The organism is Streptomyces olivochromogenes, assembly GCF_001514115.1.
Lineage (GTDB): Bacteria > Actinomycetota > Actinomycetes > Streptomycetales > Streptomycetaceae > Streptomyces > Streptomyces olivochromogenes.
Genome location: NZ_KQ948494.1, coordinates 1 through 25,219 on the forward strand (window position 1 = coordinate 1; position 25,219 = coordinate 25,219).

General features: G+C 69.9%; 21 protein-coding genes. 11 read left to right on the plus strand and 10 right to left on the minus strand.

Annotated elements, in window-relative coordinates:
- Positions 1 to 81: 81 nt before the first annotated feature.
- From AQJ27_RS49470 to AQJ27_RS59930, 3 genes are read right to left on the minus strand one after another with little or no spacing between them, the layout of a single operon-like run.
- A complete protein-coding gene (locus AQJ27_RS49470) occupies positions 82 to 894 on the minus strand; it encodes a hypothetical protein (RefSeq protein ID WP_067385345.1) in 813 nt (270 codons plus the stop codon).
- Positions 891 to 2,351 carry a helix-turn-helix domain-containing protein gene (locus AQJ27_RS59925; protein WP_235614016.1) on the minus strand — a complete coding sequence of 487 codons (1,461 nt, stop codon included), beginning with the start codon at positions 2,349 to 2,351 and terminating at the stop codon, positions 891 to 893. Before AQJ27_RS59925 ends, AQJ27_RS49470 begins: the two co-directional genes overlap by 4 nt.
- Complete coding sequence (locus AQJ27_RS59930; protein ID WP_235614015.1) at positions 2,348 to 2,872, minus strand: hypothetical protein; 525 nt, start codon at positions 2,870 to 2,872, stop codon at positions 2,348 to 2,350. The genes AQJ27_RS59925 and AQJ27_RS59930 overlap by 4 nt, the downstream gene beginning before the upstream one ends.
- Positions 2,873 to 3,538: 666 nt before the next feature.
- Between AQJ27_RS59930 and AQJ27_RS59935 the strand changes: the two genes are divergently transcribed.
- The 7 genes from AQJ27_RS59935 (at position 3,539) to AQJ27_RS49515 (ending at position 10,290) form a co-directional block, all read left to right on the plus strand.
- Positions 3,539 to 3,700 (plus strand): hypothetical protein, encoded by a 162-nt coding sequence (locus AQJ27_RS59935; protein ID WP_235614014.1) that lies wholly within the window; start codon positions 3,539 to 3,541, stop codon positions 3,698 to 3,700.
- A gap of 517 nt (positions 3,701 to 4,217) precedes the next feature.
- Positions 4,218 to 6,440, plus strand: coding sequence for a tetratricopeptide repeat protein (locus AQJ27_RS49490; protein ID WP_067385347.1), 2,223 nt, complete (start codon positions 4,218 to 4,220; stop codon positions 6,438 to 6,440).
- 396 nt (positions 6,441 to 6,836) lie between these two features.
- Positions 6,837 to 7,358, plus strand: coding sequence for a hypothetical protein (locus AQJ27_RS49495; RefSeq protein ID WP_067385348.1), 522 nt, complete (start codon positions 6,837 to 6,839; stop codon positions 7,356 to 7,358).
- Positions 7,359 to 7,715: a tail fiber domain-containing protein gene (locus AQJ27_RS49500; protein WP_067385349.1), complete on the plus strand. Its 357-nt coding sequence runs from the start codon at positions 7,359 to 7,361 to the stop codon at positions 7,713 to 7,715.
- A 196-nt stretch (positions 7,716 to 7,911) separates the two neighbouring features.
- Positions 7,912 to 9,546 (plus strand): glycosyltransferase, encoded by a 1,635-nt coding sequence (locus tag AQJ27_RS49505; protein WP_067385351.1) that lies wholly within the window; start codon positions 7,912 to 7,914, stop codon positions 9,544 to 9,546.
- Complete coding sequence (locus AQJ27_RS49510; protein ID WP_067385353.1) at positions 9,543 to 9,827, plus strand: hypothetical protein; 285 nt, start codon at positions 9,543 to 9,545, stop codon at positions 9,825 to 9,827. The genes AQJ27_RS49505 and AQJ27_RS49510 overlap by 4 nt, the downstream gene beginning before the upstream one ends.
- On the plus strand, positions 9,820 to 10,290 hold the full coding sequence (locus tag AQJ27_RS49515) for a replication-relaxation family protein (protein ID WP_067385355.1): 471 nt from the start codon (positions 9,820 to 9,822) through the stop codon (positions 10,288 to 10,290). The genes AQJ27_RS49510 and AQJ27_RS49515 overlap by 8 nt, the downstream gene beginning before the upstream one ends.
- On the opposite strand, the gene AQJ27_RS49520 is transcribed toward AQJ27_RS49515, so the two are convergent.
- The 4 genes from AQJ27_RS49520 to AQJ27_RS49535 all read right to left on the minus strand — a co-directional run bounded on the left by AQJ27_RS49520 (position 10,172) and on the right by AQJ27_RS49535 (position 13,762).
- Positions 10,172 to 10,867: a site-specific integrase gene (locus AQJ27_RS49520; protein WP_235614013.1), complete on the minus strand. Its 696-nt coding sequence runs from the start codon at positions 10,865 to 10,867 to the stop codon at positions 10,172 to 10,174. The two genes, AQJ27_RS49515 and AQJ27_RS49520, sit on opposite strands and share 119 nt — an antisense overlap.
- A 903-nt stretch (positions 10,868 to 11,770) precedes the next feature.
- On the minus strand, positions 11,771 to 12,862 hold the full coding sequence (locus AQJ27_RS49525) for an alkene reductase (protein WP_067385356.1): 1,092 nt from the start codon (positions 12,860 to 12,862) through the stop codon (positions 11,771 to 11,773).
- 89 nt (positions 12,863 to 12,951) lie between these two features.
- The gene (locus tag AQJ27_RS49530) at positions 12,952 to 13,266 is read right to left on the minus strand and encodes a hypothetical protein (protein WP_067385357.1); all 315 of its coding nucleotides are present in this window, start codon (positions 13,264 to 13,266) and stop codon (positions 12,952 to 12,954) included.
- Between the two features lie 40 nt (positions 13,267 to 13,306).
- Positions 13,307 to 13,762: a winged helix-turn-helix transcriptional regulator gene (locus AQJ27_RS49535; RefSeq protein ID WP_067385358.1), complete on the minus strand. Its 456-nt coding sequence runs from the start codon at positions 13,760 to 13,762 to the stop codon at positions 13,307 to 13,309.
- Positions 13,763 to 13,969: 207 nt separating this feature from the next.
- On the opposite strand from AQJ27_RS49535, the gene AQJ27_RS49540 reads away from it, so the two are divergent.
- Positions 13,970 to 15,478, plus strand: a complete 1,509-nt coding sequence (locus AQJ27_RS49540; RefSeq protein WP_079065911.1) for an MFS transporter — start codon at positions 13,970 to 13,972, stop codon at positions 15,476 to 15,478.
- Between the two features lie 88 nt (positions 15,479 to 15,566).
- Positions 15,567 to 16,514, plus strand: a complete 948-nt coding sequence (locus AQJ27_RS49545; RefSeq protein WP_067385363.1) for an ornithine cyclodeaminase family protein — start codon at positions 15,567 to 15,569, stop codon at positions 16,512 to 16,514.
- Positions 16,515 to 16,559: 45 nt separating this feature from the next.
- Here AQJ27_RS49545 and AQJ27_RS49550 read toward each other — a convergent pair whose 3' ends face one another.
- On the minus strand, positions 16,560 to 17,060 hold the full coding sequence (locus AQJ27_RS49550) for a LysR substrate-binding domain-containing protein (protein WP_067385365.1): 501 nt from the start codon (positions 17,058 to 17,060) through the stop codon (positions 16,560 to 16,562).
- 653 nt (positions 17,061 to 17,713) lie between these two features.
- Here AQJ27_RS49550 and AQJ27_RS49555 point away from each other — a divergent pair.
- Positions 17,714 to 18,574: an enoyl-CoA hydratase/isomerase family protein gene (locus AQJ27_RS49555; protein ID WP_067385393.1), complete on the plus strand. Its 861-nt coding sequence runs from the start codon at positions 17,714 to 17,716 to the stop codon at positions 18,572 to 18,574.
- Between the two features lie 148 nt (positions 18,575 to 18,722).
- Here AQJ27_RS49555 and AQJ27_RS49560 read toward each other — a convergent pair whose 3' ends face one another.
- A complete protein-coding gene (locus tag AQJ27_RS49560) occupies positions 18,723 to 20,804 on the minus strand; it encodes a SpoIIE family protein phosphatase (protein ID WP_067385366.1) in 2,082 nt (693 codons plus the stop codon).
- A gap of 335 nt (positions 20,805 to 21,139) precedes the next feature.
- Between AQJ27_RS49560 and AQJ27_RS59940 the strand changes: the two genes are divergently transcribed.
- Entirely contained in the window at positions 21,140 to 21,391 is a 252-nt protein-coding gene (locus tag AQJ27_RS59940) for a transposase (RefSeq protein ID WP_235614012.1), read from the plus strand.
- Between the two features lie 218 nt (positions 21,392 to 21,609).
- Here AQJ27_RS59940 and AQJ27_RS49565 read toward each other — a convergent pair whose 3' ends face one another.
- On the minus strand, positions 21,610 to 25,179 hold the full coding sequence (locus AQJ27_RS49565; RefSeq protein ID WP_067385368.1) for a glycoside hydrolase family 32 protein: 3,570 nt from the start codon (positions 25,177 to 25,179) through the stop codon (positions 21,610 to 21,612).
- Positions 25,180 to 25,219 lie beyond the last annotated feature (40 nt).

The following is a 25,219-nucleotide window of genomic DNA, read 5'->3' on the forward strand; positions in this document are numbered from 1 at the left end:
TGGGCTATTGGAATAGTCGGCGGGAGGGGTGGCCGCACCTGCTGCGCGGTGGCGGCCACCCCTGTGTGTGCTGTAGGCGGGTCAGAACCCGCGGGTGGTGAGCCATTCGTCCAGGGCGACCGAGATGATGTCGCCGAGGGGCAGGTGGTCGAGTTCGTTGTCCAGGGCGAAGCGTTTGATCCGCTTCTTCAGCTTCAGCGCGGCGGGAACCGAGGAGTCGAGGCTCTCGCGCGTGATGATGCGCTGGTTGAGGACCACGGCAGCCTCCGGGATGTCCTGAGGGCGCCCTGACCCTTGAGTCCAGGGCGTTGTGCCACCGGGCGCCGCGTCCGAGCCGGCGTGCTGCTCGTACTGGTGACCGGGCGCTCCGGCCCTCACCGGGAACGCCACGTTGTTTGCCGTCGGCACAACTGCCTGGCGCACGGCCACCTCGGCACCCTGCGCCGGACCCACGGGAGGCGCGGCTTCCGGCGGCGGAGCGCCGTCCGTGGCCTTCTGAGTCTGCTGCCGGGCCACGGCTGGTACGGGCTGAACTGCAGGCGAGGACTCGGTGTAGACCTGTGCTGACTGTTTGTGAGAAGCCGGAGCGTCGTCGACGACCGACCCGGCCGACGGCGGGGGCGGCGCCGGGGAGGTGGAAGGCGTGGCAGAAGACTTGGTCCGCGTCGGCGTCAGCCGCTCGTGAGGAGCGGCGGCGGCCGCGGGGTGCGCTTCGGTCTCGGCGAGGGCAGCGCTCGGGGTCTGCTCGGCTGCCTGTTCGGCCGCGATCTGCTCGCGGGTGAGCTCGGCGGGCGGCGGAGGCGCGCTCGCGGTCTTGGCAGCCCCGCCGAGGACGCGACCGCCGGCCGGGCGACGGCGGGTGGGGGGCTTCATCCTTTCGTCGTTGTCGGTCATGCGTTGAGCTCCTTCATGAGCGCGGCATACTCGCTCAGTTCGGTCGGGATCTCGCCGAAGGCCTCCATGTAGTGCACCCACGAGTGGATGACGGTCTCGGCGAGCGGGAACGGCTCGTCGTGGTCCGGGCCGATGCCCTCGCCCTGGGCGGGCTGGAGCAGCCTGTCCTTGGCGGTGCGAGGCAGGCTGGTGCGGTCGTCGGCCTTCACCAGCACCACGTGGGCGGTGACGTCGCGTTCGTTGCGGGCGGCGGCGCGCTCGGCCTCGTCGAAGGTGGCGACGAGCTTGCGGCGCTCGATCTTGGTGGGGGCGACCGGGACGATCAGCCGGTTCGCCTCGGTGACGGCCTCGTGGAACAGCTTCGCGCTGCCGCCGCCGGCGTCGACCACGATGGCGCCGAACTCGGCACGCTTGGCGCGGATGTACTCGGCGATGTCGTCGAACGGGTACCGCTCGACCACCAGGTTGTCCGGGATCTCGAAGCCCTCGGCCTTGGCGACCTTGAACCAGTCGTAGGCGGACTGACTGGTCGCGTCGGCGTCCAGGAGCAGGGTCGGCAGTCCAAGGACGACGGCGTAGTAGAGGGCGATGAACCAGGCGGAGGTGGTCTTGCCGGTGCCGCCCTTGAGCATGGCGACGTCGATCACGAAGGCGTCCCAGGCGTCGACTGCCGCGGCGGCCAGGGTCTTGTGACGGGTGAACTCGTTCACGTGTGTTCGATCTCCAGAAAGTAGAGGGGTGTTGTCCGGTGCGGTCGGTGGCGGCGCACATGCGCAGCGGCCCGGGCGGGGCGCGTGCCGTGCGGCTGCACCCGGGATGACACCGCGGCGGCGCCGGCAGATCACCGGCACGCGCGGCCAGACCAGCGAGGGGCCGGCTTGGGCCGGCCACGACCGTGTCCTGGACGTGCGCGCGGGACCGTGCCGGTGCTGAGGCCGCATCCGGGTGCCTGCCTGGTGCAGGAGCCGGTAGACGGTCGCGACCGAGTAGTTGCACTCCTTGGCCAGCTCCGGCACCGAAGCGCCCGACTCGTACCGCCCGCGCAGGGATACCGCGAGCTTCTGGCGCGCTGTGGCATCCGCTGCGGTGCGGATGCGGAGTGTCTGCTGCGTGGTGCGGGGCATGCCCCCGGCCTCGATCAGCAGCCGCCGCGCGGCGCGCCGCGTCCCGGCACCCGCCTGGGCCAGCTCGGTGAACGTCGCGCCGTGCTGCTCGTAGAGGCGGCGCAGGCGGGTGGCGAGGTTGCGGCGGGCCTTCCCGTCGCGCATCCGGCGTGTCTGCCATGAGCTGCGCATGACGGTCCCGGCCTCGCGCAGGCGGTTGATGACCGTGCCGTACGACAGCCCGCTCGCAGTGACGAGTTCGGCGACGGTGGCCCCGGACTCGTACTGCTCACGGAGCGCCGGAGCGGTGACGGCTCCGTTTTCGGCACCGTCAGGTGGTGATGGTGGGTTCATGCGGCGGACTCCCATTCACTGAGGGCTTGGGCATGGGCGGCTGCCAGCTCGTCGTAACTGAGCTGGTCAGTGGGGGTGATGAGGATCAACCGGCCGTCGGTGGCGAGGCGCCAGTCGGCGGCGGGGCGGCCGGTGGCCGGGTCGAGGACGGACCCGTCGGGGGAGTGCCACGCGGCCGGGATCTCATCGGCGCGTGGTGCCGGGATCAGGACCTGGTCCCCGTCGCGGACGAGCACCACGGCCTGGCTGCGGTGTTCCGCGAGCCGGTCCAGCGCCTCCCGGTACGCCGCGCGTTCGGCCGCGTGCTGGGCCCTGCGGCGGCCCGCGACGCCCGTCGTGCCGTGTCGGCGGGCGGACTTCGTCCCAGCCCTGTGCGGGCCGTGCGTCCGGGCCGGTAACAGCGTCCAGAGGGCTGTTACCGAGGCCCTCCAGCGTGCGGGGAGCCAGGGCCCAGGTCTCTCCGCGGTGGTGCACCAGACCGTGGCCGGCCAGGCGTCGCAACGTCCGGTAGACGGTGGCACGGGACACCGATGCCGTACCGACAAGCTCACCGACCGTCTGGGTGGGCCGGATGTGCAGCGCGCCGATAATCACGAGGGCGGAGCTGCCGAGGCCGTGGTGGGCGAAGGCGTCGTGGCCCATCAGGCGGGCGATGACGGTGCAATCGTTGTCGGCCGTGGCTGTCTCAGGGGTGGGCCACTCCTCAGGTGCCGGGTCGGGGGGGTACTGAGTGGTTCGGAAACGAGACTGCGGAGCGGGGATGCCCGGACGGTGGGCGCTGCCGGTGTCGAGGTACCAGGTGGAGCCCTCCCGGCCGTGGCCGGCCCGCAGGCGGCGCAGCCATCCGCACGGTTTGAGGACGGTGTCGTAGACGATCCGATCCGCAGGGTCGTGCGGGAGATGCCTGCCTCCTCGGCGGTCTGCCGCTTGCTGGCGTGGTGCAGGGGCCGGCCCGCGATCTCGGCGAAGTTCAGGTGCGCCCGCAGCACCCGCAGCGCGGTCCGCCCGCGCTCCCCCCGCCAGGGCGCTGTCTCCATGCGGTCGCGCAGCGCGGCGAGAACCTCGTGCGCGTGGTGGCGCGACTCCAGCACCCTGGTGCTGCCGACCGCTGCCGAGGCGCTGGCCCACACCCGGCGGATGTAGTCCAGGGCGCGTGCCTGTCCGGAGCGCAGCGCGATGTGCCGGGCGTGACGGCCGCCCTCGTGCTCGGGGTGCAGCAGCAGCCGCGTCAGCTGGTCGGCGGTGCCGCCGGCGCGGGCCGCGTGGCAGGCGATGGCCGCGGTGACCCGGTGCCCGTGCTCGGCCGCGCCCTGGCGGTCCTCGCGGCCGTCGGAGCCAGCCTGCTGTAGCTGCCCGTCGCGTAGCGGCCGGTGAGGTCCCCGAGCAGGACGAGGTCGGCCGCGGCCGCGGGGAGCTGGGGGAGGACCAGTGGGCCGCGTGTGAGAGGAGGGTGTGGCTGGTGGGTGCTGTCTGGCACGGTGGGGTCGTCTCGCAAGGACGTGGACGCCGCCCAGGCCCGCCAAAACCACGGGTGGTGTCCGGACCGACCTCCAATCGGCGCCAGCGGAGTCCCCAGGATTGCGGTCCTGGTGGCCTTCGCATCTCTGGTTCCGAGTGGAGGCAGGCATCCCCATCAAGGCACGACCGGAGACGAATCAGAGCGCTCGCCAGAGTCGCCCACCCGTGATCCACACCGCCCGACCTGGGCCGCTCAGAGCCGGGAACAGAGGGCGATTGTCTCTGACCGGCTCTGATCGGCCCCGGTCGAATCGGGGTCGAATCAGAGCGTTTCCTCTGACTGCCTCCGATCGCCTGTGCAACCCGTCCTAGCAGGTCACAGCCGTTTCGAACTTCGGTGCGCTGGCCGTGGCCGCGCTGGTGTTGGGGCTGGTCAGCCGCCGTCTGGACGCCATCGACTCCGTGGTGGGTGGTGGACCGGTGAGGTTGGTGCCGCTGAGGCGGGTCCTCGGCGGCATGACGTCTCTGCGGGCACCCAACGGTTCCGGGCCACTCCGGGGCCGCGATGGCGAACTCGAGGTGTTGAGGCGGCTGCTGGCCCGTCCGCAGGGGAAGTACGCCGTGGTGTGCGGGGTGGGCGGGATCGGCAAGACCACATTGGCCTCTGCCCTGGCCGATGTCGCCCGCGCGGAGGGCCGGGGTGTGTTCTGGATCCGCTGGCGCAGCACCGAGGAGCTAGCCGAGCAGATGACCCGCACCGCGCTGGCCTGCGGCCTTCCCGAAGCCCGGCTCGAGGAGGCCCGGTCGGGTCGGGCCGGGCTGCCCGATGTGGTGTGGGAGCAGCTGGAGCAGACCGCCAAGTGGCTCCTGGTCCTCGACAACGTCGACACCCCGCAGGCCGTTGGTCCTGACGGCGAGGACATGGCGTCCTACCGCGGGTGGATCCGGCCGAGCAGCAGGGGCCTGCTGCTGGTCACCAGCCGCAACACCGACCCCGCGGTGTGGGGCACCCAGGCCGTCCTCCGCCACGTCGCCCCGCTGGAGCCCGCAGCCGGCGGCCAGGTCCTCTGCGACGCGGCCCCCCACGCCGGAACCGCCCAAGAAGCACGGAGACTCGCGGACCGGCTGGGCGGCCTGCCGCTCGCCCTCCATGACGTCGGCCGCTACCTGGCCGCACCCGGCAGCCGCCACCGCACCTTCACCGCCTATACCACCGCCCTCGACACACAGTTGGGCACGCTGCTCGGCGCCTCGCAACCTCGGGCGAGCGACCCGGCCGTCGGACAGGCCCTGGTCCGCCACACCTGGGAGCTGTCACTGGACCAACTTGCCACCGACGGAAACCCACTAGCACGGCCGGCACTGCGGCTGCTGTCCCTTCCGGCACCGGCCCCCATCCCCGTCTCCCTCCTCACCCCGGAAATGGTCACCGAGGCCACCAGGCAACAGACCGGCGAGGTTGAGGTGGAGGCCGCACTCAACGGCCTGCACACGTACGGACTCGTCGACACGCCCACACGTCAAGGCGGCCAACCCGTCCTCGGGCAGGTCGTCCTGCATCCCCTGGTCCGCGAGATCACCGCTCACACCCACACCACCGAATCCACCGAGCCGAACCGCTACCAGCAGGCCCTCACCGGCCGCCTGATCCAGGCAACTCAAGGGGTGATGGGTGCCAGGATCGCGGACTGGGACACGGCCCGCCTCCTGGCCCCTCACCTCCTCAGCGCCGCAACGCACACCACCAACCAGCACAACCGCCACCTCGCCGATGCCGTCGAACGCATCAGCCAGTCCCTCACGAAAGCGGGCGACTACGGCAGTGCGCTACAGCTGCAGCAGGCAGCGCACTCGATAACCGCCCGCTCCTTCGGTCCCGACCATCCCGAAGCCCTGAACAGCCGCCACCACCTCGCCGATGCGCTCGACCTCTTCGGCCGGCACCAGGAAGCAGCCGACCTCCACCAGCAGATCCTCACCACCCGCGAACGCGTCCTCGGCGCCGACCACCCCGACACCCTGCTCAGCCGCAACAACCTGGCCAACGCGCTGGACCACCTCGGCCGACACCAAGAGGCAGCAGACCACCACCGACACATCCTCACTGCCCGCGAACGCGTCCTCGGCCCGGATCAGATTCCCACCCTGCACAGCCGCAACAACCTCGGCCTCGCGCTCGGCTACCTCGGCCACCACCAAGAAGCAGCAGACCTTCACCAACGGGCTCTCTCCGGCTACGAACACGTCCTCGGACCCGTCCACCCTCACACCCTGAACAGCCGAAACAACCTCGCGCTCGCGCTCGATGACCTCGGCCGGCACCGAGAAGCAGCAGACCACCACCAACACGTCCTCAGCGCCTACGAACGCATCCTTGGCCCCGACCACCCCAGCACCTTGACCAGCCGCAGCAACCTCGGCCTCGCGCTCGACCACCTCGGCCACCACCAAGAAGCAGCAGACCACCACCAACACGTCCTCAGCACCCGCGAACGCGTCCTCGGCCCCGACCACCCCCACATCCTGCACAGTCGCGACAACCTCGCAGCAGTACTGCGTGGTTCGGGGCGCGCGGGCACAGTCATGGGGCATGGGAGGAGGCGTTGGTTCCGCGGGCCGAGGCGTAGCTGAGGTTCAGTGCGCTCGTGGCCGCGGCGGGCGGGCCGAGCGGGGGGAGGCTACCTTGCGTCTGCATCCCGGGCGGGTCACGGTGTGTGAATGCCAACTCCGGGGAGCGCGAAACAGACCGTGTTGTCTGGGCCGGTGGCCGGGGCGAGTGGCTCGGTGCCGTCACAAGCGGCAGCACTCACATGCGGCGAGGTGCGGGGTGCGCCCACTGCCAGGGATGCCCGGTTGTGCGACGGATCGTCGGGAGTCGAAAGCAGCTGCGGGTGTGGCGTTCACTCATTGGAGTGGAAGGTGCGATCAGTGCACCGGTTTGCCTTGTTTGACGGATTCGGGTGGTGGGCGGTTCGGGTGAGATGGCGCCCGCGAATATGCCGCCACTAGTTGCCCTGGAAGGGAAACATGAAGCTCGCAAACAACAGGGTCGCTCAACTCGCGGCCGTCGCAGTGAGCACGCTGTCGCTGGGAACCATCGTCGCGTCGGCCACGCCCGCGATGGCGCAGCCGCCTATCTGCGGCGACCACGACTGCCCCAGCCTGGCGCCCGCGGCCTTGAGCGCGAGTCAGGGCACGCTGAACCTGACCTCGTTGCAGTTGGAGAACATCACCGCGAGCGCCACCGATGTCGTGTCGGGGCGGCCGCTGGTCGGTGCGCTGGTCCGGTTCTACACCTCCGGTGGCCGCCTGCTGGGCCAGGCGTACACGAACAACAACGGCATCGCCGGCATCGTCTCTTCGGAGAACTTCGGCCCCGGCACCATCCAGGAACTGCTGAGCGGCTACGACGCCGTCCTGGTCGGTGACGGCGTCCACACCACGGCCACGGCGCACGCGGCGATCACGATCGGCACGGACTGCGGCACCACGCCGCCCAGTGACCGCCGGCTCAAGTGCGCTGTCGTCCCGGTCGACTGGAGCCGGTGAGTGCGGCTGTCCCGGCGGTCCAGGACAGCCGCCCCGGCTGTCCTGGAGCACACCGCCGACGAGGGCGCCGAGGTGGCCCCGGGCGACGCGGTCAACGGCTACCAGGTGCTCAAGACGGTGGAGGCGCTGCCGATCAGCACCTGGCGGTACCTGTGGGAGCCGGACCAGGTGCGCCACCTCGGGCCGATGGCCCAGGACTGGCACGACGCCTTTGGCTTCAACCCCGACGACACGACCATCAACCTCGTCGACGCCAACGGCGTGGCCCTGGTCTGTATCCAGGCTCTGAGCCGGCGTGTCGATGAGCTCACCGCCGAGGTCGAGCGCCTGCGGAAACTGACAGAGCGCTCCCAGTGATCCGCCTATTCGCGGCGTGGCACTGATCGGCACGCCATCGGGTTGCGGACCGGTCGGCCACCGAGTGGTCGACCGGCCGCGGCAGCCGTATGGCGTACCCGTGCCGGAACGCAGTCGCATCCCTTCGCCGGCCCAGAGGCACTCCCCGCGGAAAACCGCCCGGCTGCCGAACGGGCACTGACTGAGAGAGGTAGTCATGACCCCGAAGGAAACCCCCGGCGCGGGGCCCGGCGCGCCGGACGAGGCGGGTCTGGCGGCTTTGCGGGAGCTGGTGGCCGCCACCGGTGACCGCTTCCGGTTACGCCCCCAACCGGGACCCGTCCAGGAGCCCCGCACCCTCACGGTGGGGATGGCAACGTATGACGACTACGACGGCGTGTACTTCACCGTCACCAGTCTGCTGCTCCACCACGCCGAGGTGATGGACCGGGTCAGCATCCTGGTGGTCGACAACCACCCCGCCGGCCCGCACGCCTGGGCGCTCAAGCGGCTGGAGCAGGAAGTCCCACAGCTGCGCTACGTCCCCTACGACCGCCGAGCCGGCACCGCCGCCCGCGACCGGATCTTCCGCGAGGCCACCTCGGACTGGGTTATGTGTGTGGACTCCCACGTCCAGCTGGCCCCGGGGGCACTCGCCGCTCTGCTGGACTACATCGACACCCACCCCGACAGCGGCGACCTGATCCAGGGACCGCTGGTGTCCACCGACCAACGCACGGTCTCCACCCACTGGGAGCCCCGCTGGCACCGCGGGATGTACGGCGTGTGGGGCACTGACCCACGCGGCACCCACCCCGGCGCGCCGCCCTTCGAGATCGGCATGCAGGGCCTGGGCCTGTTCGCCTGCCGCACCAAAGCATGGCCCGGACTCAACCCTGCCCTCGCCGGCCACGGAGGCGAGGAAGGCCACCTGCACGAGAAGTTCCGCCGCGCCGGCCACACCACCCTCTGCCTGCCCGCCCTGCGCTGGATGCACCGCTTCAACGTCCCCCGCACGAAAAGGGCCGCCGCCTCGACCTGGTACCAGAGCCTGTTCAACTACCTCATCGGATACGACGAACTCGGCCAAAGCCCCCACGAGGCCATCGCCCACTTCTCCACCCTCATCGGGGAAAAAGCCGTCCGCCAGGCCGTCGCCGACTACGAGGCCGAAAAACGCAACCCCTTCACCCCTTTCGACGGCATCACCTGCATCAACCTCGACGAACGCCCCGACCGCTGGAAGGCCATGCAAGGACGCCTGAGCGCGCTGGGCCTGCGGCCCGAACGCATCCACCGCCTGCCCGCCGTCGCCACACCGGCCAACCACCACATCGGCTGCGCACTCTCGCACCGCCAGGCCCTCAAGCAGGCCCACACCGACAACCTCGACTCCCTGCTCGTCCTGGAAGACGACGTCCTCTTCCTCCCCGGCACCACCTGGGTACTGCGCCGCGCCATGACCGAACTCACCGGCCGAACCTGGTCACTGCTCTACCTCGGCGGGGCCGACTGGGGCCGGACCTTCCCTCAGACCGAGGGCTGCCGCCACCTCGAAAACGTCACCGGCATCACCACCACCCACGCCATCGCCTACCACCGCAGCGCCTTCACCCACCTCCTCGACGAACTGCCCGACACCATCGAGGGCATGACCGCCTGGATCCACCGCCACACCGCCATCGACCAGTACCTCGCCCGCTGGGACCGGCCCGACCTCTACCGCACCGTCCCGGTCATCGCCGCCCAGACCAACCAGATCGAGCTGGTGGCGGAAGACCTGCGTGACCAGTTCGCCTCCCACACCTTCACCGGAATCGACGTACCCGCGCTCGGAGGAGCCCCCCGATGAACAACCCCCGGGCCCGCCGTGAGGGACTGCGCGCCAAGAAAACCACCGACGGCCGCCTGGCCGTCTACGACGAACACACCGAACAAGGACACCTCCTCAGCCCGCTGAGCGCCACCGTCTTCCACCTCGCCGACGGCACCCGCACCCTGACCGACCTCACCGAGGCCGCCACCCACACCCACCCGACAGCCGACACCACCCTCATCCGACTCGCCCTCACCGAACTCAACACCGCCCACCTGCTGGACACACCCGCCCAAGAGTCCCCGGCAGATGGCTGAGGTGATCACGAAAGAGGAGTCGAACGGCCGGTCGTACGTGCGCAGGGTGATGAAGAAACTGGCGGAGCTCGGGCTGGCGGAGACCAACGGCAAGGACGGCAAGCATCCGATCTGGAACCTCACCCCAGCCGGGCAGAAGGCTCTGGCCGACGGCAACGAGCTGCCGCCCCGCCCGAAGGCCGGCACCGGCGCGAAAGCCGTTCGAGCCGGGTTCGGCCCGCACGGCGTCGCGGTGACCGACACGATCCTCGCCTACACCGACACCGCCCTCGGCGACGGCCACGCGTACCTGACCGACTGGCAGGTGGAGGTCAACCACGCCATCAAGGAGACCGGCCTGAGCTTCAACACCGACGCCGTCCGCGGGTTCGGTGAGCTGATCGTGCCTGGCGGCGGAGGGCGGTGGCGACGCGGGGTGAGATGGCGACCCAGCCTCTGCTCGACCGGGTCTTTGGCGTGGTGATGACGAGATGGTTGTTGTCTATGGCGGAGAGCGTGCAGCGCACGTAGAGCACGCCTTGGTCGAGGTGGACGTCGTCCCAGTGCAGTCCGAGGGCCTCGCCCTTGCGCATGCCGGTGCCGCTGAGGACGTCGAACAGATCGGCCATCTCGGGATCGGCTCGGTGACAGTGGGTGAGGAAGCGGGCGGCCTCCTCTGCGGTCCAGATCCGGCGCTCCGGCGACGGCGGCCGGCGCAGGAGTACCGGAGAAACCGGGTTGCGCGGGAGGCGGTGCCGGCGGACGGCGTCACCGAGCGCGCTGGAGAGGGCGGCGAGGCACCGGTAGAGGGTGGTGCGGCCGCGGCAGGCGGCGAGCTGACTGGTGACGAAGGCCGAGATGTGCCGGTGGGCGAGCTGGTCGAGCTTGAGGGTGCCGAACGCCGGGACGAGGTCGTTGCGGACGTAGTCGCGGTAGCGGGCCATCGTCGTCGGCTTCAGTACGAGCGCCTTCGCCGTCAGCCACGCGTTCAGGTAGTCAGCGACGGTCTGGTTCGGGTCCGCGTCGAACCCGCCGACCTCACCCTCAAGAAACCGTCGCAAGCTTTCTTCGGCCACATCCTGACTGGCGAAACCGCCCCGGCGTACCGTCGACCTGCGGGTGGTCCGGGGTGGGGACGTCGACGGCGAAGGTCCAGGTCCCGTGGGTGCTGTCGGCGAGCAGATGAGGGCGGCAAGCACCGATCTGGTGACGGTGGGTGTCCCGGCAGCCACAGCGACGGTAGACACGGCCGCGGCCGACGTTGGTACGCATGACGATCGCCTCCAGGAGGCGGAGAAGGACCTGACATCCTCAGCGTGCGACCGCACGCGACCACCACGCCTGCGGTAGGCACCCTGATCAGCATGTTTCCCTTGTCCGCGCGCCAAGGGCCTTGCTTCGGAGACTGCCGACAGGTTCTTGGTCTGCTGGTGGTACAGCGCTTGCGAGCCCCTGAGCTGCGGTAATGGTGTAAGAGGGGGCCTTTGCGGCTCGGTTGGTCCGCATATGGTCCGGATCTTTCCTGTCCCGCGGCTTCGTGAGCGCGGGAGGAGCTGAGGGCAGCTGGAAGGGCGACGCCTTATGGAAGCGCCTGCGTGTGCGGTACCACATGGCACATGTCGTAGAAACCGTCCAGGGGTGTCCAGTTGGTCCGAGGTGGGCGCGTAAGTGTAGGTCAGGACCTTGTGACGTGAGGGCGTCCGCGGGGTTGGTGACACGCCTGTGATCGCTCGTGATACCCGGCGTCCAGGGTGTAGCGGGCGCCTCGCATGCCCATCTGTCGGTGCCACAACTGTCAGCCCTGGTCGGTCCTTCGCCTCTTGTACTGTTTGCTGGCCCTGCGCTGCGAAGTCGGCCGATCTTCGTTGGAAGACCCGTGCGGGAACACGGCGTTCGGGACGACTCAGGAGTGCACTCAGGTGGAACATCCGCGCCTGCGCGGGGACCACTTCCTTGGGCTCCGGTCAGCCGGTCAGGGAGGGGTAGTCGGTGTATCCGGTGGCGTCGCCGCCGGAGATGACCTCGGGCCGCAGTTCGTTGAGTGGGGAGCCGTCGGCGAGGCGGTGTGGCAGGTCGGGGTTGGCGATGAAGAGGCGTCCGAATGCGATGGCGTCGGCCCAGCCTGCGCGCAGGATGCGGGTGCTCTTGTCGGGGGTGTAGTTGCCGGCGGCGATGATGACGCCGTCGAACGCCTCGCGGAGTTTGATGCGGAAGTCGTCGTCGAGTTCCGGGCCGCCGACCCAGTCGGGCTCGCACAGGTGGAGGTAGCCCAGTTCGCGCCGGTTGAGTTCACCGGCGATGTGCAGGCCCATTTCCAGGCCGTCGCTGTCGTCGAGGCCACCGACCTTGATCATGGGGGAGATGCGCATGCCGACGTGGGCCGGATCCCAGGCGTCCACAACGGTGTCGACGACCTCCAGGGGGAAACGAGCGCGGTTGACGAGGCTGCCGCCGTACTGGTCGTCGCGGTGGTTGGTGCTGGTGGACATGAACTGCTGGAGAAGGTATCCGTTGGCGCCGTGGATCTCGACCATGTCGAAGCCGGCGGCGCGGGCGTTGAGGGTCGCCCGGCGGTAGTCGTCGAGGACGCGGGGCAGTTCGTCGGCGGCCAGGGCGCGCGGGGTGGGGGCCTCGACGGACATGAGGTTGCCGTCGGGGCCTTGGATCCTTGTGGTGCCCTTGAACGGCAGGGCGCTGGCGGAGACGCCCGGCTCGCCGCCGTGGACGGCGGGGTGGGTGATGCGGCCGACATGCCAGAGCTGGAGGGCGATTCTGCCGCCAGCCTCGTGGACGGCTTCGGTGATGCGGCGCCAGCCAGCGACCTGGTCATCGGAGTAGATACCCGGGGTGGCGTGGTAGCCCTTGCCTTCGGGGCTGATCTGGGTGCCTTCCGTGACGATCAGGCCCGCGCCGGCGCGCTGGGTGTAGTACTCGCGCATGAGGTCGGTGGGGATGTCGCCGGGCTGGGCGGCGCGCATGCGGGTCAGGGGTGCCATGAACACGCGGTTGCGGGTGGTGAAGGCGGGCAGGGCAAGTTGATGGGTCAAACGGGTCATGGTTGTCCCTCCTGTCGGCGTCGACCGGCTGTGATCGGGTGTTCATGCGGATGCGGCCGGCAACCCGCCGCTGGGGAGGCGGGTCTGCTTCAGTGGATGCCGTGCGTGGCCAGCAGGACGTCGACCGCTTTGTCCACGGAGTCCGGGTAGCGGCGGGTGCGCAGGACGTGATCGGCCGCCCCGGTGTACAGCATGACGAGCTGCTCCGCGAGTGCCTCCGGCTCACGTGCTGCGGCGCGTTCGGCCTGGCGGCACACGTAGCCGTACAGCTGGTCCTGGTGGAAGCGTGCCTGCCGCGCCTCGGGGTGCGACGGGTCGCGGAAGTCGTTGGCGATGTTCACCAAGCCGTCCGAGGACTTGGGAGCCTCGCAGGAGAGACGCTGCGCCTCGAAGACTCTCAGCAACCGCTCACGTGGTGTGGCGTCGTCGGTCTCGTCGGGGAAGTCATGTACGGGCGTCGCTGCGGTTGCGGGTTTCGACGTCGTCGGGGCTCAGTGTGCGGCCGTCGTGGGCGCGCAGTTCGAGGCGGGCCACGGGCAGGCCGTCGCGCTTGTCGACGAGGCTGAGGCGTTCTTCGGCCGCGTCGAACAGGTGGTCCTCGCCCCACTGGCGCAGCGCGACGAGGGGTACCCGCAGCGTCTTCCCCTTCTCGGTCAGCCGGTATTCGGTGTAGGCGCTGCCGTCGGATGCCGGAGCGACGGTGAGGACATCGCGTTCGACGAGCTTGGCGAGGCGGGCGCTGAGGATGTTCCTGGCACAGCCGAGGCTGCGCTGGAACTCGCTGAACCGGGTCATGCCGGACAGGGCGTCACGGACGATGAGCAGTGACCACCAGTCGCCGATGTCACTCAGTGAGCGGGCGATGGGGCAGGAAGCCCCGCTGAGATCCGTCTTGCGCATCTGCGTCCTCCTTCCCGGCCGCCATTGGTTTCATTATTAAACCATGCGGCTTGAGCGTGGCTGCGTATGGGCCTTGTCGACGCATGTCACGTGTATGGTACCTCTATGCTGGTTGCATTATGAAACCATGAATGGTCGGCCTTTTGCTGCGGCCGACGAGTACCGGCCTGGGATGTTCGGGGGCTGCCTGGACTGGAGGTGTGAACAATGACGGAGCTCGTAGGTGATGGTCTGCTGTCCAGAGGCCGTTCAGGGGAGGTCCCGAGGCTGGGAAACGACGAACACCGGCCGTCCGGTTCGGCGGCTCTGTTGACTGCCATGTGTCTCGGCCTGCTGCTGTCGATGTTCAACGCGACAGTGGTCAACGTGATGCTGCCCAACATTCGCGGGGCACTTCACGTCTCCGAGACCGGTCTGCAATGGGTTGCCGCCCTCTTCACGCTCTGCAACGCCGCGCTGCTCCTGGCCGGCGGCGCGCTCGGTGAGCTGATCGGCAAGCGGATGACCTTCCTGAGCGGGGTTGCGGTGTTCACCGCCGGCTCGGCAGCCTGTGCCGCAGCGCCGACCCTCGGTGTCCTGCTCGCCGCTCGTACGGTCCAGGCCATCGGCGTGGCGGTGATGACGCCCCAGACCCTGTCGATCCTGGTGACCGAATACACGGACCAGACGCGCCGGGCGCGTGCGGTCGGGATCTGGGCCGGTATGGCCAGCCTCGGGCTCGCCGCCGGTCCCGTGGTAGGTGGCGTGGTCATCGACGTGGGCAGCTGGCGCGGCGGCTTCATGGTGAGTGCTGTCCTCGGCGCGGTCACTCTCGTGCTCGGCTTCCGCGTCATCTCCCGCGCCCGCTACGGCCGGCCCGCCCATGCGCCGACGCCTGACTTTGCGGGGGCGGCGTTGTCGGTGCTGGCGCTGGCGGCGCTCGTGTTCGGTCTTATCGAGTCCGCGACCCTGGGCTGGAACTCGCCCTTCATCGTCGGCGCCTTCGCTCTCGCGGCGTCGGCCACCGCCGCGTTCGTCCTCACGCAGCGCGCTGCGATCGGCCGCGGCCGCTTGCCGCTCATGCCGCTGGAACTATGGCGCAGCCGCGGTTTCGTCGGCGCGAACACAGCCGGTCTGGCCTATTTCTTCGCACTGTTCGGAATCCTCTATTTCTGCAGCGTCTACTTGCAGCAGTACAGGAATTTCTCGACGCTGGAAGCGGGGCTGACGTTCCTGCCGATGACGATCGTCATGGCGTTGGTCGGCCCGGTCAGCGGGGTGCTGTCCGCCCGGTTCACCACGACATCACTCACCGTCGCCGGGCTTCTCGTGGCCGCGACGGGATCCTTGTTGCTGGCTCTGCTGTCGGCAGGCGGGGTCGTTGGCGTGGTGTGCAGCCTCGCCCTCTTTGGTGTCGGTGCCGGTCTGATGAGTTCGCCGATGAGCAACATGGCGGTCTCCAGCGTGGCTGCGCGCCACAGTGGGGCCGCATCCGCGACTCACAATGCGTTCCGGCAGATCGGCAGCACCCTCGGCGTCGCCGCGCTGGGCACCATGGTCGCGGCCGGACACCATGCGTCAAGTCACACGAAGGTGGCGTTCAGCACCGGACTCAGCCACGCCATGATGGCCGTCGCCGTTGTTCTCGTCGTCTGCGCGATCACCGTTGCCGTGCTCGGAAGGCGTCGGTACGGCTTCACGCCGGGGGCTCTTCGGTTGGTGCTGCAGCGTCGATGATGATTGACGGCAACGCCGCGATGTGGCCGTGGAGGGCGTCCTGGCCGCCGTCGGCCGTCCGCCCGCTACCTGGAAAGATCATGAACGAGTGACCCGTCTGCTGACCCGAAGCGACCTGCAGACCGTGCTGGAGCCGGCGCCTTGCATCGCCGCGCTGCGCGACGGCTTCCGCGCCGCCGTCGACTCCCCGGTAGTCGGCCAACGGATACGCACCGACCTTCCGTTTCCCGGAACGGCTACGGCCTTGATCCCTGGTGTGCTGCCTGGCATCGAGGCGTACACGGTGAAGGCCAACGCCAAATTCCCGGGAGCCAGACCAGCCCTGCGCGGAGTGATCTGCCTTCACAGCGGTCACGACGGTGAGCTACTCGCGCTGATGGATTCCGCCACCGTCACCGCATGGCGCACCGGACTGGCCGCGGCCCTGGGAACCCATCTGCTGGCCGGCCCCGCACCTGCCGAAGGCTCGGTGCTCGGAGTGATCGGCGCAGGCGCGCAGGCCGAGCTCATGGTGCGGGGCCTGAGTACCCTGCGACGCCGTCGCGAGCTTGTGGTTCACGACCGGGATGGGGACCGCGCCGGCGCCTTCGCCGCACGCCATGGCGGCCGTCTCCTGACGTCTGCCACGGAGGTCGCCGCGGCAGCAGACATCGTGCTGGTCGCCACCTGGTCACGCTCGCCGTTGCTCCGGCTGGCGGATACGCGGCCGGGGCAGCACGTCACGAGCCTGGGAGCCGACGAACCAGGCAAACAGGAACTCTCCGCCGACTTGCTGGAATCTGCACTCCTGGTCGTCGACGACCGGGAACTCGCCGCGGCCATGGGCGCTCTGGCGGCTGCCGGCCTTCCGGCCTCGGCTGCCGAGGCCACACTCGGCGAGGTTCTGCACGGTGACCATCCGGGACGTACCAGTGCGACGGCCCGCTCCGTCTACGCGCCTGTAGGACTTCCCTGGCAAGACCTCGCGTTGGCGTGGATCGCCTACCAGCAGGCAGAACAGCATGACATCGGGCAGAAAATAGACCTGCTCACCTGACGCCTAACGCGACCGGAGCCGAGCAGCGGAGTCCCTCAGATTCCCTCAGGTGCAGACGCCTGCAGTACAGCTACGGCGGCGGGGGGGCCAGGGATGGGCAGGGGCGCCGGTGAGGACCAGGGCGCGGGTGAGCTGGGGCCGCAGCGGGACAAAGACGGCTTCAAGCGTCAGCATGGCCCGCACCAGCGCCGGAACGACCGACACCCCCACACCCGCCCGCACCATGGTCACCAGAGTGGGCAGCTCGCTCACCCGGTGCGTCGGACGGAAGGGCGCGCCGGCCCGCTGGTACGCCTGGCGGACGAAGCGCGCGCAGCCGCCGTCGACGAACAAGCACGTGTCGTCCTCCAGTTCGTCCACCGCGACGCTCGGCTCTGCGGCCAGCGGGTGATCGGCAGGGCTGTGGTCTCCCAGGTGCCGACCATCAGCGGGTACGAGCAGGGCCTGCGCCGCTTGGCACCGGAGGCCGTGGCGGGCCTCGAGGAGTCCTTCGCGCAGGACGAGCGGGCCAGGTTCCGGGGCGAGGCTCCGCAACACCGTGGCCATCGTCAGCAGCGATCCGGCGGTGGCCGCCTCCTACCGGTCACGGCAGGCCATCGACTTCTCACCGCAGCCCACGCCCGACGGCGCGTGGGAGAACAAGGTCACAGTCCGTTCAACCCGCGCCGCGCGCATGTACGAGCCCGGGATCTGGATCACGCGGGTCTCGCACACACCGCTGCTCATGGTGGTCGCCCTGGGCGACGCGGTCACCGTGACCGACCTCGGGCTCGCCGCCTACGAACCTGCGGCGCCGCCTGCGCCTGGTTCCGTGAGCACCTCGCCTGACACACGAACGCACCGCTTCAACGCGCCGCTTCTACTTCTACGCCGCGGTCCCGGAGTCCGCCCCCGCATACCGACCTGCTCCACCAGGGTGGAAGCTGGAGGACGTAGCGACCCTCTGAACAGTGGACCGGGCAGGTCGGCCCCCTCTGCCGATGCTCGTCGCCGCGCAGCACGGCACCATTGGCGTGGATCTGCTGCTGAGTGCCAACCAGCGGGCGCCGCAGCCCAAGCGCCTCGGGCTGTTGGAAGGCGGGCGCTTCGAGCCGGACCACGCGCGGTTCGCGACGCACCCCGCACGGCCCGGGAGCGGTTCCAGCAGAACCTCTGGCCGTTCCCGTCTCTCTTCCTCCCCCTCACCCGAAGGAAAGATCATGAGCGTCGCCTACTCGTCGATTCGGACCCGGGAGGACGCTGGTGTCCTGTTCGCCACCCTCGATGTCGGCCCCCTCAACCTCATCGGTGTCGACCTCGTCCGTGACCTGGTCTCGCTCGTCGACACGCTGTACAGCGACCCCGGTGACGTGCGGGTCGTCGTCATCGACAGCGCCTCACCCGAATTCTTCTCGGCGCACGTGGACCTCACGGCGATCCCGCAGTACACCGCGGAGGCTGCGAAGGCCGGCGGCCCTGGTGACGCCTCGCTCGGCATGTTCCTGCACAGGCTGGCGCACGTCCCGGTGATCACCATCGCCAAGGTGCGCGGCAGGGCCCGTGGCGGCGGCGACGAACTCGCCCTGGCCTGCGACATGATCTTCGCCGCGCGCGAGAACGCGGTCTTCGGGCAGTTCGAGTCCGGCACCGGCGCCCTGCCCGGCGCCGGCGGCATACAGCACCTGACCCGGCGGCTTGGCAGAACACGCGCCATCGAAGCCATCACCGGCGCCGACGACTTCGACGCCGATCTCGCAGAGCGCTACGGCGCCGATCTCGCAGAGCGCTACGGCTGGATCAACCGCGCCCTGCCCGACGCCGAGCTGGACGGCTTCGTCGAGCGCCTGGCCAAGCGCATCGCCGGCTTCCCGCCCGCGGGGGTCAAGGCCGCGAAGCGCGCGATCAACGACCTCACGCTGCCGCACCCGGCGAACGTCCGCTCCGACTCGGCCATGTTCCTCGGGCTGGTCGCACTGCCCGAAAGCCGGGAGCGCCTGGACTACCTCGCGAACCGGGGCCTCCAGACACTGGGTGACGTCGAACGCGACCTCGGCGACGCCGTGGCGGAGTACCCCGGCTGAGGCGGCGGCGTCGGCCCCGTCGCTGAGTCCGGGCGAATGCCCTGGCCGGCGGCGGGGCGGTGTCCATGTTCGTGCGTCGGCGTCTTCGGCGAGACCAGCCGAGCGGCTGGAGCTCGGCCGACCGGCGACGGCCCGGCCGACCCCGGTGTCACGGTGACCGCTGTTGGGGACGGGGCGGGGTTGCGCGCGGGAGCTGCTCGGCCCAGACGGTCTTGCCATCGTGGGAGTAACGGACGCCCCAGTTCTGTGCGAGTTGGGCGATGATGAACAGGCCGCGCCCGCCTTCGTCGATGGTCTTCGCGTGGCGAAGCCGCGGTGCGAGAGCGTTGTTGTCGTGGACTTCGCAGGTGAGCGTGCAGTCCTTGATGAGCCGCAAGCGCACAGGCGGGGTGCCGTAGCGGATGGCGTTGGTCACCAGTTCACTGACGATCATTTCGGTGGTGTAGGCGGTCTCCTCATCCACTCCCCAATGGGTGAGCTGGTGTTGGGCGTGGGTGCGCGCCGCGGCAACAGCTTGGGGATGGTGGTCGAGATGCCATGAGGCGACCTGGTCGGCGGGGAATCGGCGGGTGCGGGCGAGGAGGAGGATGACGTCGCCGTGGCGGGTGTCGTCGCGTAGCCGGTAGAGCACGTCATCACACAGCTCCTGCAGTGGCCGGTCAGCGTGGGCCAGCACCCGTTGCAGGACGTCCGGGGACCGGGAGCTGTTCAGCAGGGACGGGGTGTAGAAGGCGAGGACAGTGCCGTCGGTGACGGGAACAGTCGTGGCGGCGAAGGGGGGTCCTTCGGTACTCCCCAGGGGACGTCCGCTCGGCAGGAGGGGGACCTCGGTGCTCCCGTCGGGATGGGCGATCACGGGTGGGGGGTGGCCGGCCAGGGCGATGGTGCAGGTCTCGGCGAGCGGGTCGTAGACCGCGTACGCGCAGCTTCCCGCGAGCGGCATGGGGTCGCCGGGGGGCAGAGCCGCGCGTTCCTGGACCAGGTTGACGGCGGTGTCGTTGAGGCGGGCGAGGAGCTCGTCGGGCTCCAGGTCGAGCGCGGCCAGGGAGTGCGTGGCGGTCCGTATCTGTCCCAGGGTGGTGGCCGCGTGGATGCCCTGGCCGGCTACTTCGCCGACCACCAGTGCGGTGCGGGCGCCGGACAGCGCGAAGGTGTCGAACCCGCCGCCTCCGCCCGTCTCGGAGGGAACGTGCAGGTGCGCGGTTTCCATGGTCGTCCGCGTCGCAGGCTGGGGAATCAGCAGGTGGCGCTGGATGGTCAGGGCGATGGTGTGTTCGCGGGTGTAACGGCGTGCGTTGTCGATGCACAGCGCGGTGTGAGCCGCCACTGCGACGGCGAGGGTGACGTCGCCCTCGTCGTACACGTCGCCCGGGTCGGTGCGGTACAGACTCATGAGTCCCAGCACGGTTCCCCGCAGGGTCAGGGGTGTGGTGATCAGGCTGTGGGCACCGGAGGCGCGGATCGCCGCGGCGCGCGGCGGGACGGCGGCCAGCCAGGGCGTTTCGGGGCCCAGAGCGACGAGGCGGGGCTGGAGGTCGGCGAGCGTCTGCGCGTAAGGCGTCGGAAACGGCAGAGCGCGCACGTCACCCACCGGATGTGCCTGAACCTGCTCCTCGCCGCCACTGCGGCCGAAGGCGGCACGGCGCAGCGGCACCTCCGATGCGAGAGGACTCGGCGGAGGTTCCTCGCCACGCACGACCGCGTCCACCACCTCCACCACGGCGATGTCGGCGAAGTCCGGCACCATCGTCTGCACCAGTTCCTCGCAGGTGACCACCACGTCGAGGGTCTGTCCCACGCGCACCCGCACCGAGCCGAGGACGCGCAGCCGGGCGCGTACCTTTTCGTTTTCGGTGACGTCGAGTACCTCCGTCAGCACCCCGAGGATCCTCCCTTGCGCGTCCTCGAGACGAGACGCCGAGACGGAGAACTGGTACTCCGGCCCAGGCACGCCCTTCGGACGCACCCCCACCAGGTGTCCCCGTGCGGGCGTGCCGCTCTCCAGCACGTCGTGCAGCATCGCCTCGACCTCACCGGGCGCGGACAGGTCGAACACGTCGGTGAGGTGCCGGCCCACCATCTGTTCAGGAGGCGCGTGCACGGCCGTCGTGCCGCCGTTGATCCGCAGGATCCGCAGCTTCGTGTCCAGGATCATCAAGTCTCTGGGGGACTGGTGGAACAGAGCTTCCAGTACTGCCGCACCCTCGACGGCCGCTTCGTTGTGCGCCACGGCAACCCACCTCCGCTATCAAGCCTGCTCCTGGCTCCTGTGCGCCGCTCCCTCGCATTGCGATTCGTATCCGGACGTGCCGCCGCCGTTACGGCCTCAGTCCGGTGGTGTCGAGCGTTCGCCAGCGGTTTGCCGCGGTGACGGGATACGGGGCCGTGGCCGGTCGGGCGGGAGCTCACCCAGCCGCAGAAGGCCCCGCGATCAGATGACGGCGGGTGGCAGCTCACCGAGCAGATCCAGGACCTGGAAGGCCGCCTGGCCCGGCTCGCGGAACGCCCACGCCCCGCAGCTGCTCACTGGGGTGGGCATCGGCCCGGACCCGGAACGCCTTGGCAGTGAGGCGTCCTCCGCCGCGCTGTGCGGGGTCAGCCCCCGTCGAGCGTTCCTCGGGCAGTCGGCAGTACCGCCGGCTCAACCGCGGCGGCGACCGGCAGGCCAACGCCGCCCTGCACCGCATGGTGCAGACCCGGTGCGCTTCGACCCCCGCACCAGGCAGTACTACGAGCGTCGCATCGCCGAGGGCGAGACGCGGCGCGGGATCGTCCGGTCCCTCAGACGCTTCGTCGCGCGAGAGGTCTTTCACCTGATCCGGCCCACATCCTCACAGCCCCCGTCATAAGGGCTGTCGTGAGACATGAGAGGGTCGGACGAGTGAGCGAGACACCGGAGCGCTCCGGCGCGGCCTCGCAGTGAGATCGGCTGCGCTGGCGCGCACGATGCGAAGGGCTCCTGAGCGCCTACGACCAGCCGCCCGAGCGTGATGAACCGGACGAGGAGTAACTCTCCTGGCGAGGGATTCCGGCGGTCACAGCTCCTTCGCGTAGGTGTCCTGGTACGCCGCCCTCCCTCCGAACACGTTGAGGCCGATGTGTCCGCTCGTGTACGTCGTGTCCGTCACGTCGATGATCCGCTCACCGTTGAGGAACACCTGGATGCGGTCGCCCTCGGTGAGGATGCGGACGGGGTAGGTCGTGCCGCGGCGGAGCAGGGCCGGGACGCGGGCGAGGGCGGCGCCGTCGTCGAAGAAGCCGTTGGCCTTGGCGACCAGGCGGATCACGCGTAGGTCGGGGTCGATGTTGAGGCAGTAGGCATCGGTGCCGTCGGAGGAGGCGCGCCAGAGGAGGGAGAGGGCGCCGCCTGTGTCCGGGTCGGGGCCGCCGAGCCGGACCAGGGTGGTGAGGTCGAAGTCCGCCGCCGTGCGGGACGAGATCGCGTTGGAGTCCTTGTCGAAGCTTCCGGCGCGGCCCGCGCTGTCCGTCGACCAGCGGCCGGCGGGGGTGATCGTCAACTTGCCGAGGTCCGAGCGGAATTCACCGCCGGTCGGGGCGGCCACCAGCGGCTTCACCCGATCCACCAGGCGGAAGGTGCTGTCCAGCTTGTGCACCTTGAGCGAGTCGATGTGCGCGGTGCCGCCCTTGGCGTAGAAGGCCATGCCGCTGGCGTCCGGCGTGGGGAAGATCAGGCTGGTCACGGCGGCCCGGCCGTCCGCGCCGAATGCCTCGACCGAGGACGAGTCGACGTACACGTGCAGGGTCACGCGGCCGTCGGTCGTCTTCATCGGCACGGTAGTGCGGCCCGCGAAGTACTGCGTGAAGTCGCTCAGACCCGATGCCGAGCGGTCCACGAACAGTTCCTGCGCCTCGGCGTCGAATCCGACTGTCGTGTGCTCGTCGTCGTCGGTCCGGAGCCGGAAGCCGATCTCCGTGGCGGTGCCGAGGGTGATCTCGGCCTCGATCTCGTAGGCGATGCCAGTGACGCCCGCGAGCGGGTTCGCGGAGTCGGGGCCGACGGCGAGGTCCTTGCGAGTTGTGGTGGACGTGCGCAGCGTGACCAGCTCCGGGACCGGGCGCTGCGCCAGGCGTACGCCGTCGGCGGTGTCCGTGAGGGTCAGTTCGCGGGGGGTGCTCAGCCGGCCGTTCCAGCCGCCGGTCGGGGCGCTGAACGGGTAGTCCCAGTTGCTCATCCAGCCGAGCCAGACGCGGCGGTCGTCGGGCAGACCGTAGAAGGACATGGCGGCGTAGTAGTCGCGGCCGGAGTCGGCGCGCAGGACCGTGCCGGCCTTCTGGTCGGGAGTGAAACCGGTGCCGTTCCACTCACCCGTGAAGTACTGGGCGGCCGAGCCGTTCGTGGCGCGTACGGCACCGGTGCTCAGGGTGAGGACCCACTTCACCTTGTCCTTGTCGCCGTCGACCGGCAGCGGGAAGAAGTCGGGGCACTCCCAGACGCCGGGCGTGGCCCAGTCGCCGTAGCCGAAGGAGCTGACCTGGGTCCAGGTGAGGAGGTCGGTGGAGGTGAAGAAGCGGATGTGGTCGCCGCCGGAGACGACCATCAGCCACTGGTCGTGAGCCTCGTCACGGATGACCTTCGGGTCGCGGAAGGTCCAGCCGGCGTCGGGGCCTCCCGGGTTCTGCACGGCCGGGGTCGAGCCGCCGTGCCACTGCCAGGAGCGGCCCTTGTCCTTGCTGTAGGCGATGCGCACGCTGGCGTTTCCGCCCGGCTTGTCCGGGTGGTAGCTGGTGTAGTACGCGATCAGGCCCGAGCCTCCGTCGAAGAGGCCGGAGGTGTCGTCGGCGTCGACGATCGCCGAGCCCGACCAGCAGTTGCCGTAGGCGTTCCAGGGCAGGGCGATCGGCAGGGCCTGCCAGTGGACGAGGTCGGTGCTGACCGCGTGCGCCCAGCGGCCCTGGTCCTGGTGGAAGAGGTGGTATTCGCCATCGTAGTAGACCAGGCCGTTGGGGTCGCTGGTGGAGCCGGTGAGCTGGGAGTAGTGGTACGTGGGGCGGTACGGCTCGGTGAAGTAGTCGGCGGTGCTGCGGATCTCGACGTTCTGAAAGTACGACGCCCCGTGCGCGGCCGCGGTGCCGACGGTGGCGCCCGTGGTTCGGGACACGCGGGTCTTGAGCGCCCGTACGCCGTCCAGATACACCTCGATCGTCCTGTTCGTCGCTCGGGCCTCGACGCGATAGGTGCCGCCAGACGCGATGCGCCGGACCGGGCCGGAGGCGGAGGCGAGGCGGGCGCCGGAGGAGCGGTCCAGCAGGACGACGGCATTGCGGCCGGCTTCCAGGCGGGCTTCGTAGCCGCCGGAACCGTTCGCGGACGCGCGCAGGACGAGACCGGCAGAGGAGGAGGGGCCGCCCGGTGTGATGTCGGCTCTCGCCACCAGGTCGCCGTCGGTGAAGGGGGCCGTGCGCAGGCCGTTCTCGCCGCGGATGCCGCGCAGGTCGGGGGTCCAGGTGCCAGAGCGGGCCGTCCAGCCCTGGCGGCCGGTGGCGAGATCGGCCCCGGCGATGTTCTCGAAGGACACCGCTCCGGCCGATGCCGTGACGGCGAGTCGGCCTTTGGTGTGGGTGGAGTCCTGGGCGGTGATGACGGGGCTGTAGCCGTCGGGAGAGAGGAAGTTGGTCTGCCAGTGCACGCGCAGTTCGTCGTGTTCGGCTTCGACGCGCAGGCGGTAGACCGTGTCGGCCTTGATGGTGGTCGCGTAGGTGCCGAGCGTGACGTTGCCGTCGATGCGGTAGAGCCTCAGCGTGCCCTGGTCCGCGTCGACTTGGACGCCGTAGCCGTGCGCGGCCGTGGCGTCGGTGCGCACCAGCAGTGAGGCGATGGCGGAGGCGTCGTGCAGGAGCAGGTCGGCCTGGAGCGCGGTGTCGTAGGTCTCAGTCGTGGTGATGGCGCGGGCGGTGGCTATCTGGGTTGGGGCCGCGCGCCAGCCCAGCGGACTCGCCGTCCAGGTGCCGCCGCTCGTGGTCCAGCCGGTGAGGTTGGTGGTGACTGAGGAGAGGGAGGGCGGGCCGAAGGTGACCGTGCCGCCCTGGGCGAGCAGGCCCACCGAGCCGGTGTCGTGGCGGTGGTCCTCGGTGTGGAGGAGCCGCTTGCCGTCGACATGCACCGTCAGCTCGGATCCGTCGACTGCCACTTCGAGGTCATAAGGTCTTGCGGTCCGCGCGCCCGGCAGCGGCGCGGTGGCGAGTGTGTCGCCGCCGGCCAGGTCGTAGAGCCGTATGCGGGCGCGGCCGGGGTCGAGGACGACCGCGTATCCGGTCGAGCCGTCCAGGGCTGCCCGGAACACCAACGCGCCTACGGCGGAGGAGGATTGGGTCGTGACGCGGGCCGCGTACGTGCCCTTGGCCGCGAGTTGCTGCTCGGACAGGGCGAGGGCGGGCCCGCGACGGACGGCGGTCGCCTTCTGGCCGCCGTCGGAGGTGCGGGTCCAGGTGCCGGTGACGGGGATGGGGTCGGGAATCGGGGTGGCGGCGGGCGTCGCTCCGGCGGCGCTCGGGGCGGCCTGTGCTGCGGGGAGGACGCCTCCGAGAGGCAGCAGGGTGGCGGCGGTTCCTCCGGCGATCAGGAGGGTACGGCGGGGCACGCTCATGGCAGCTCCTGAGGAGAGCAGGGGAGGGTGGGCCATGGCC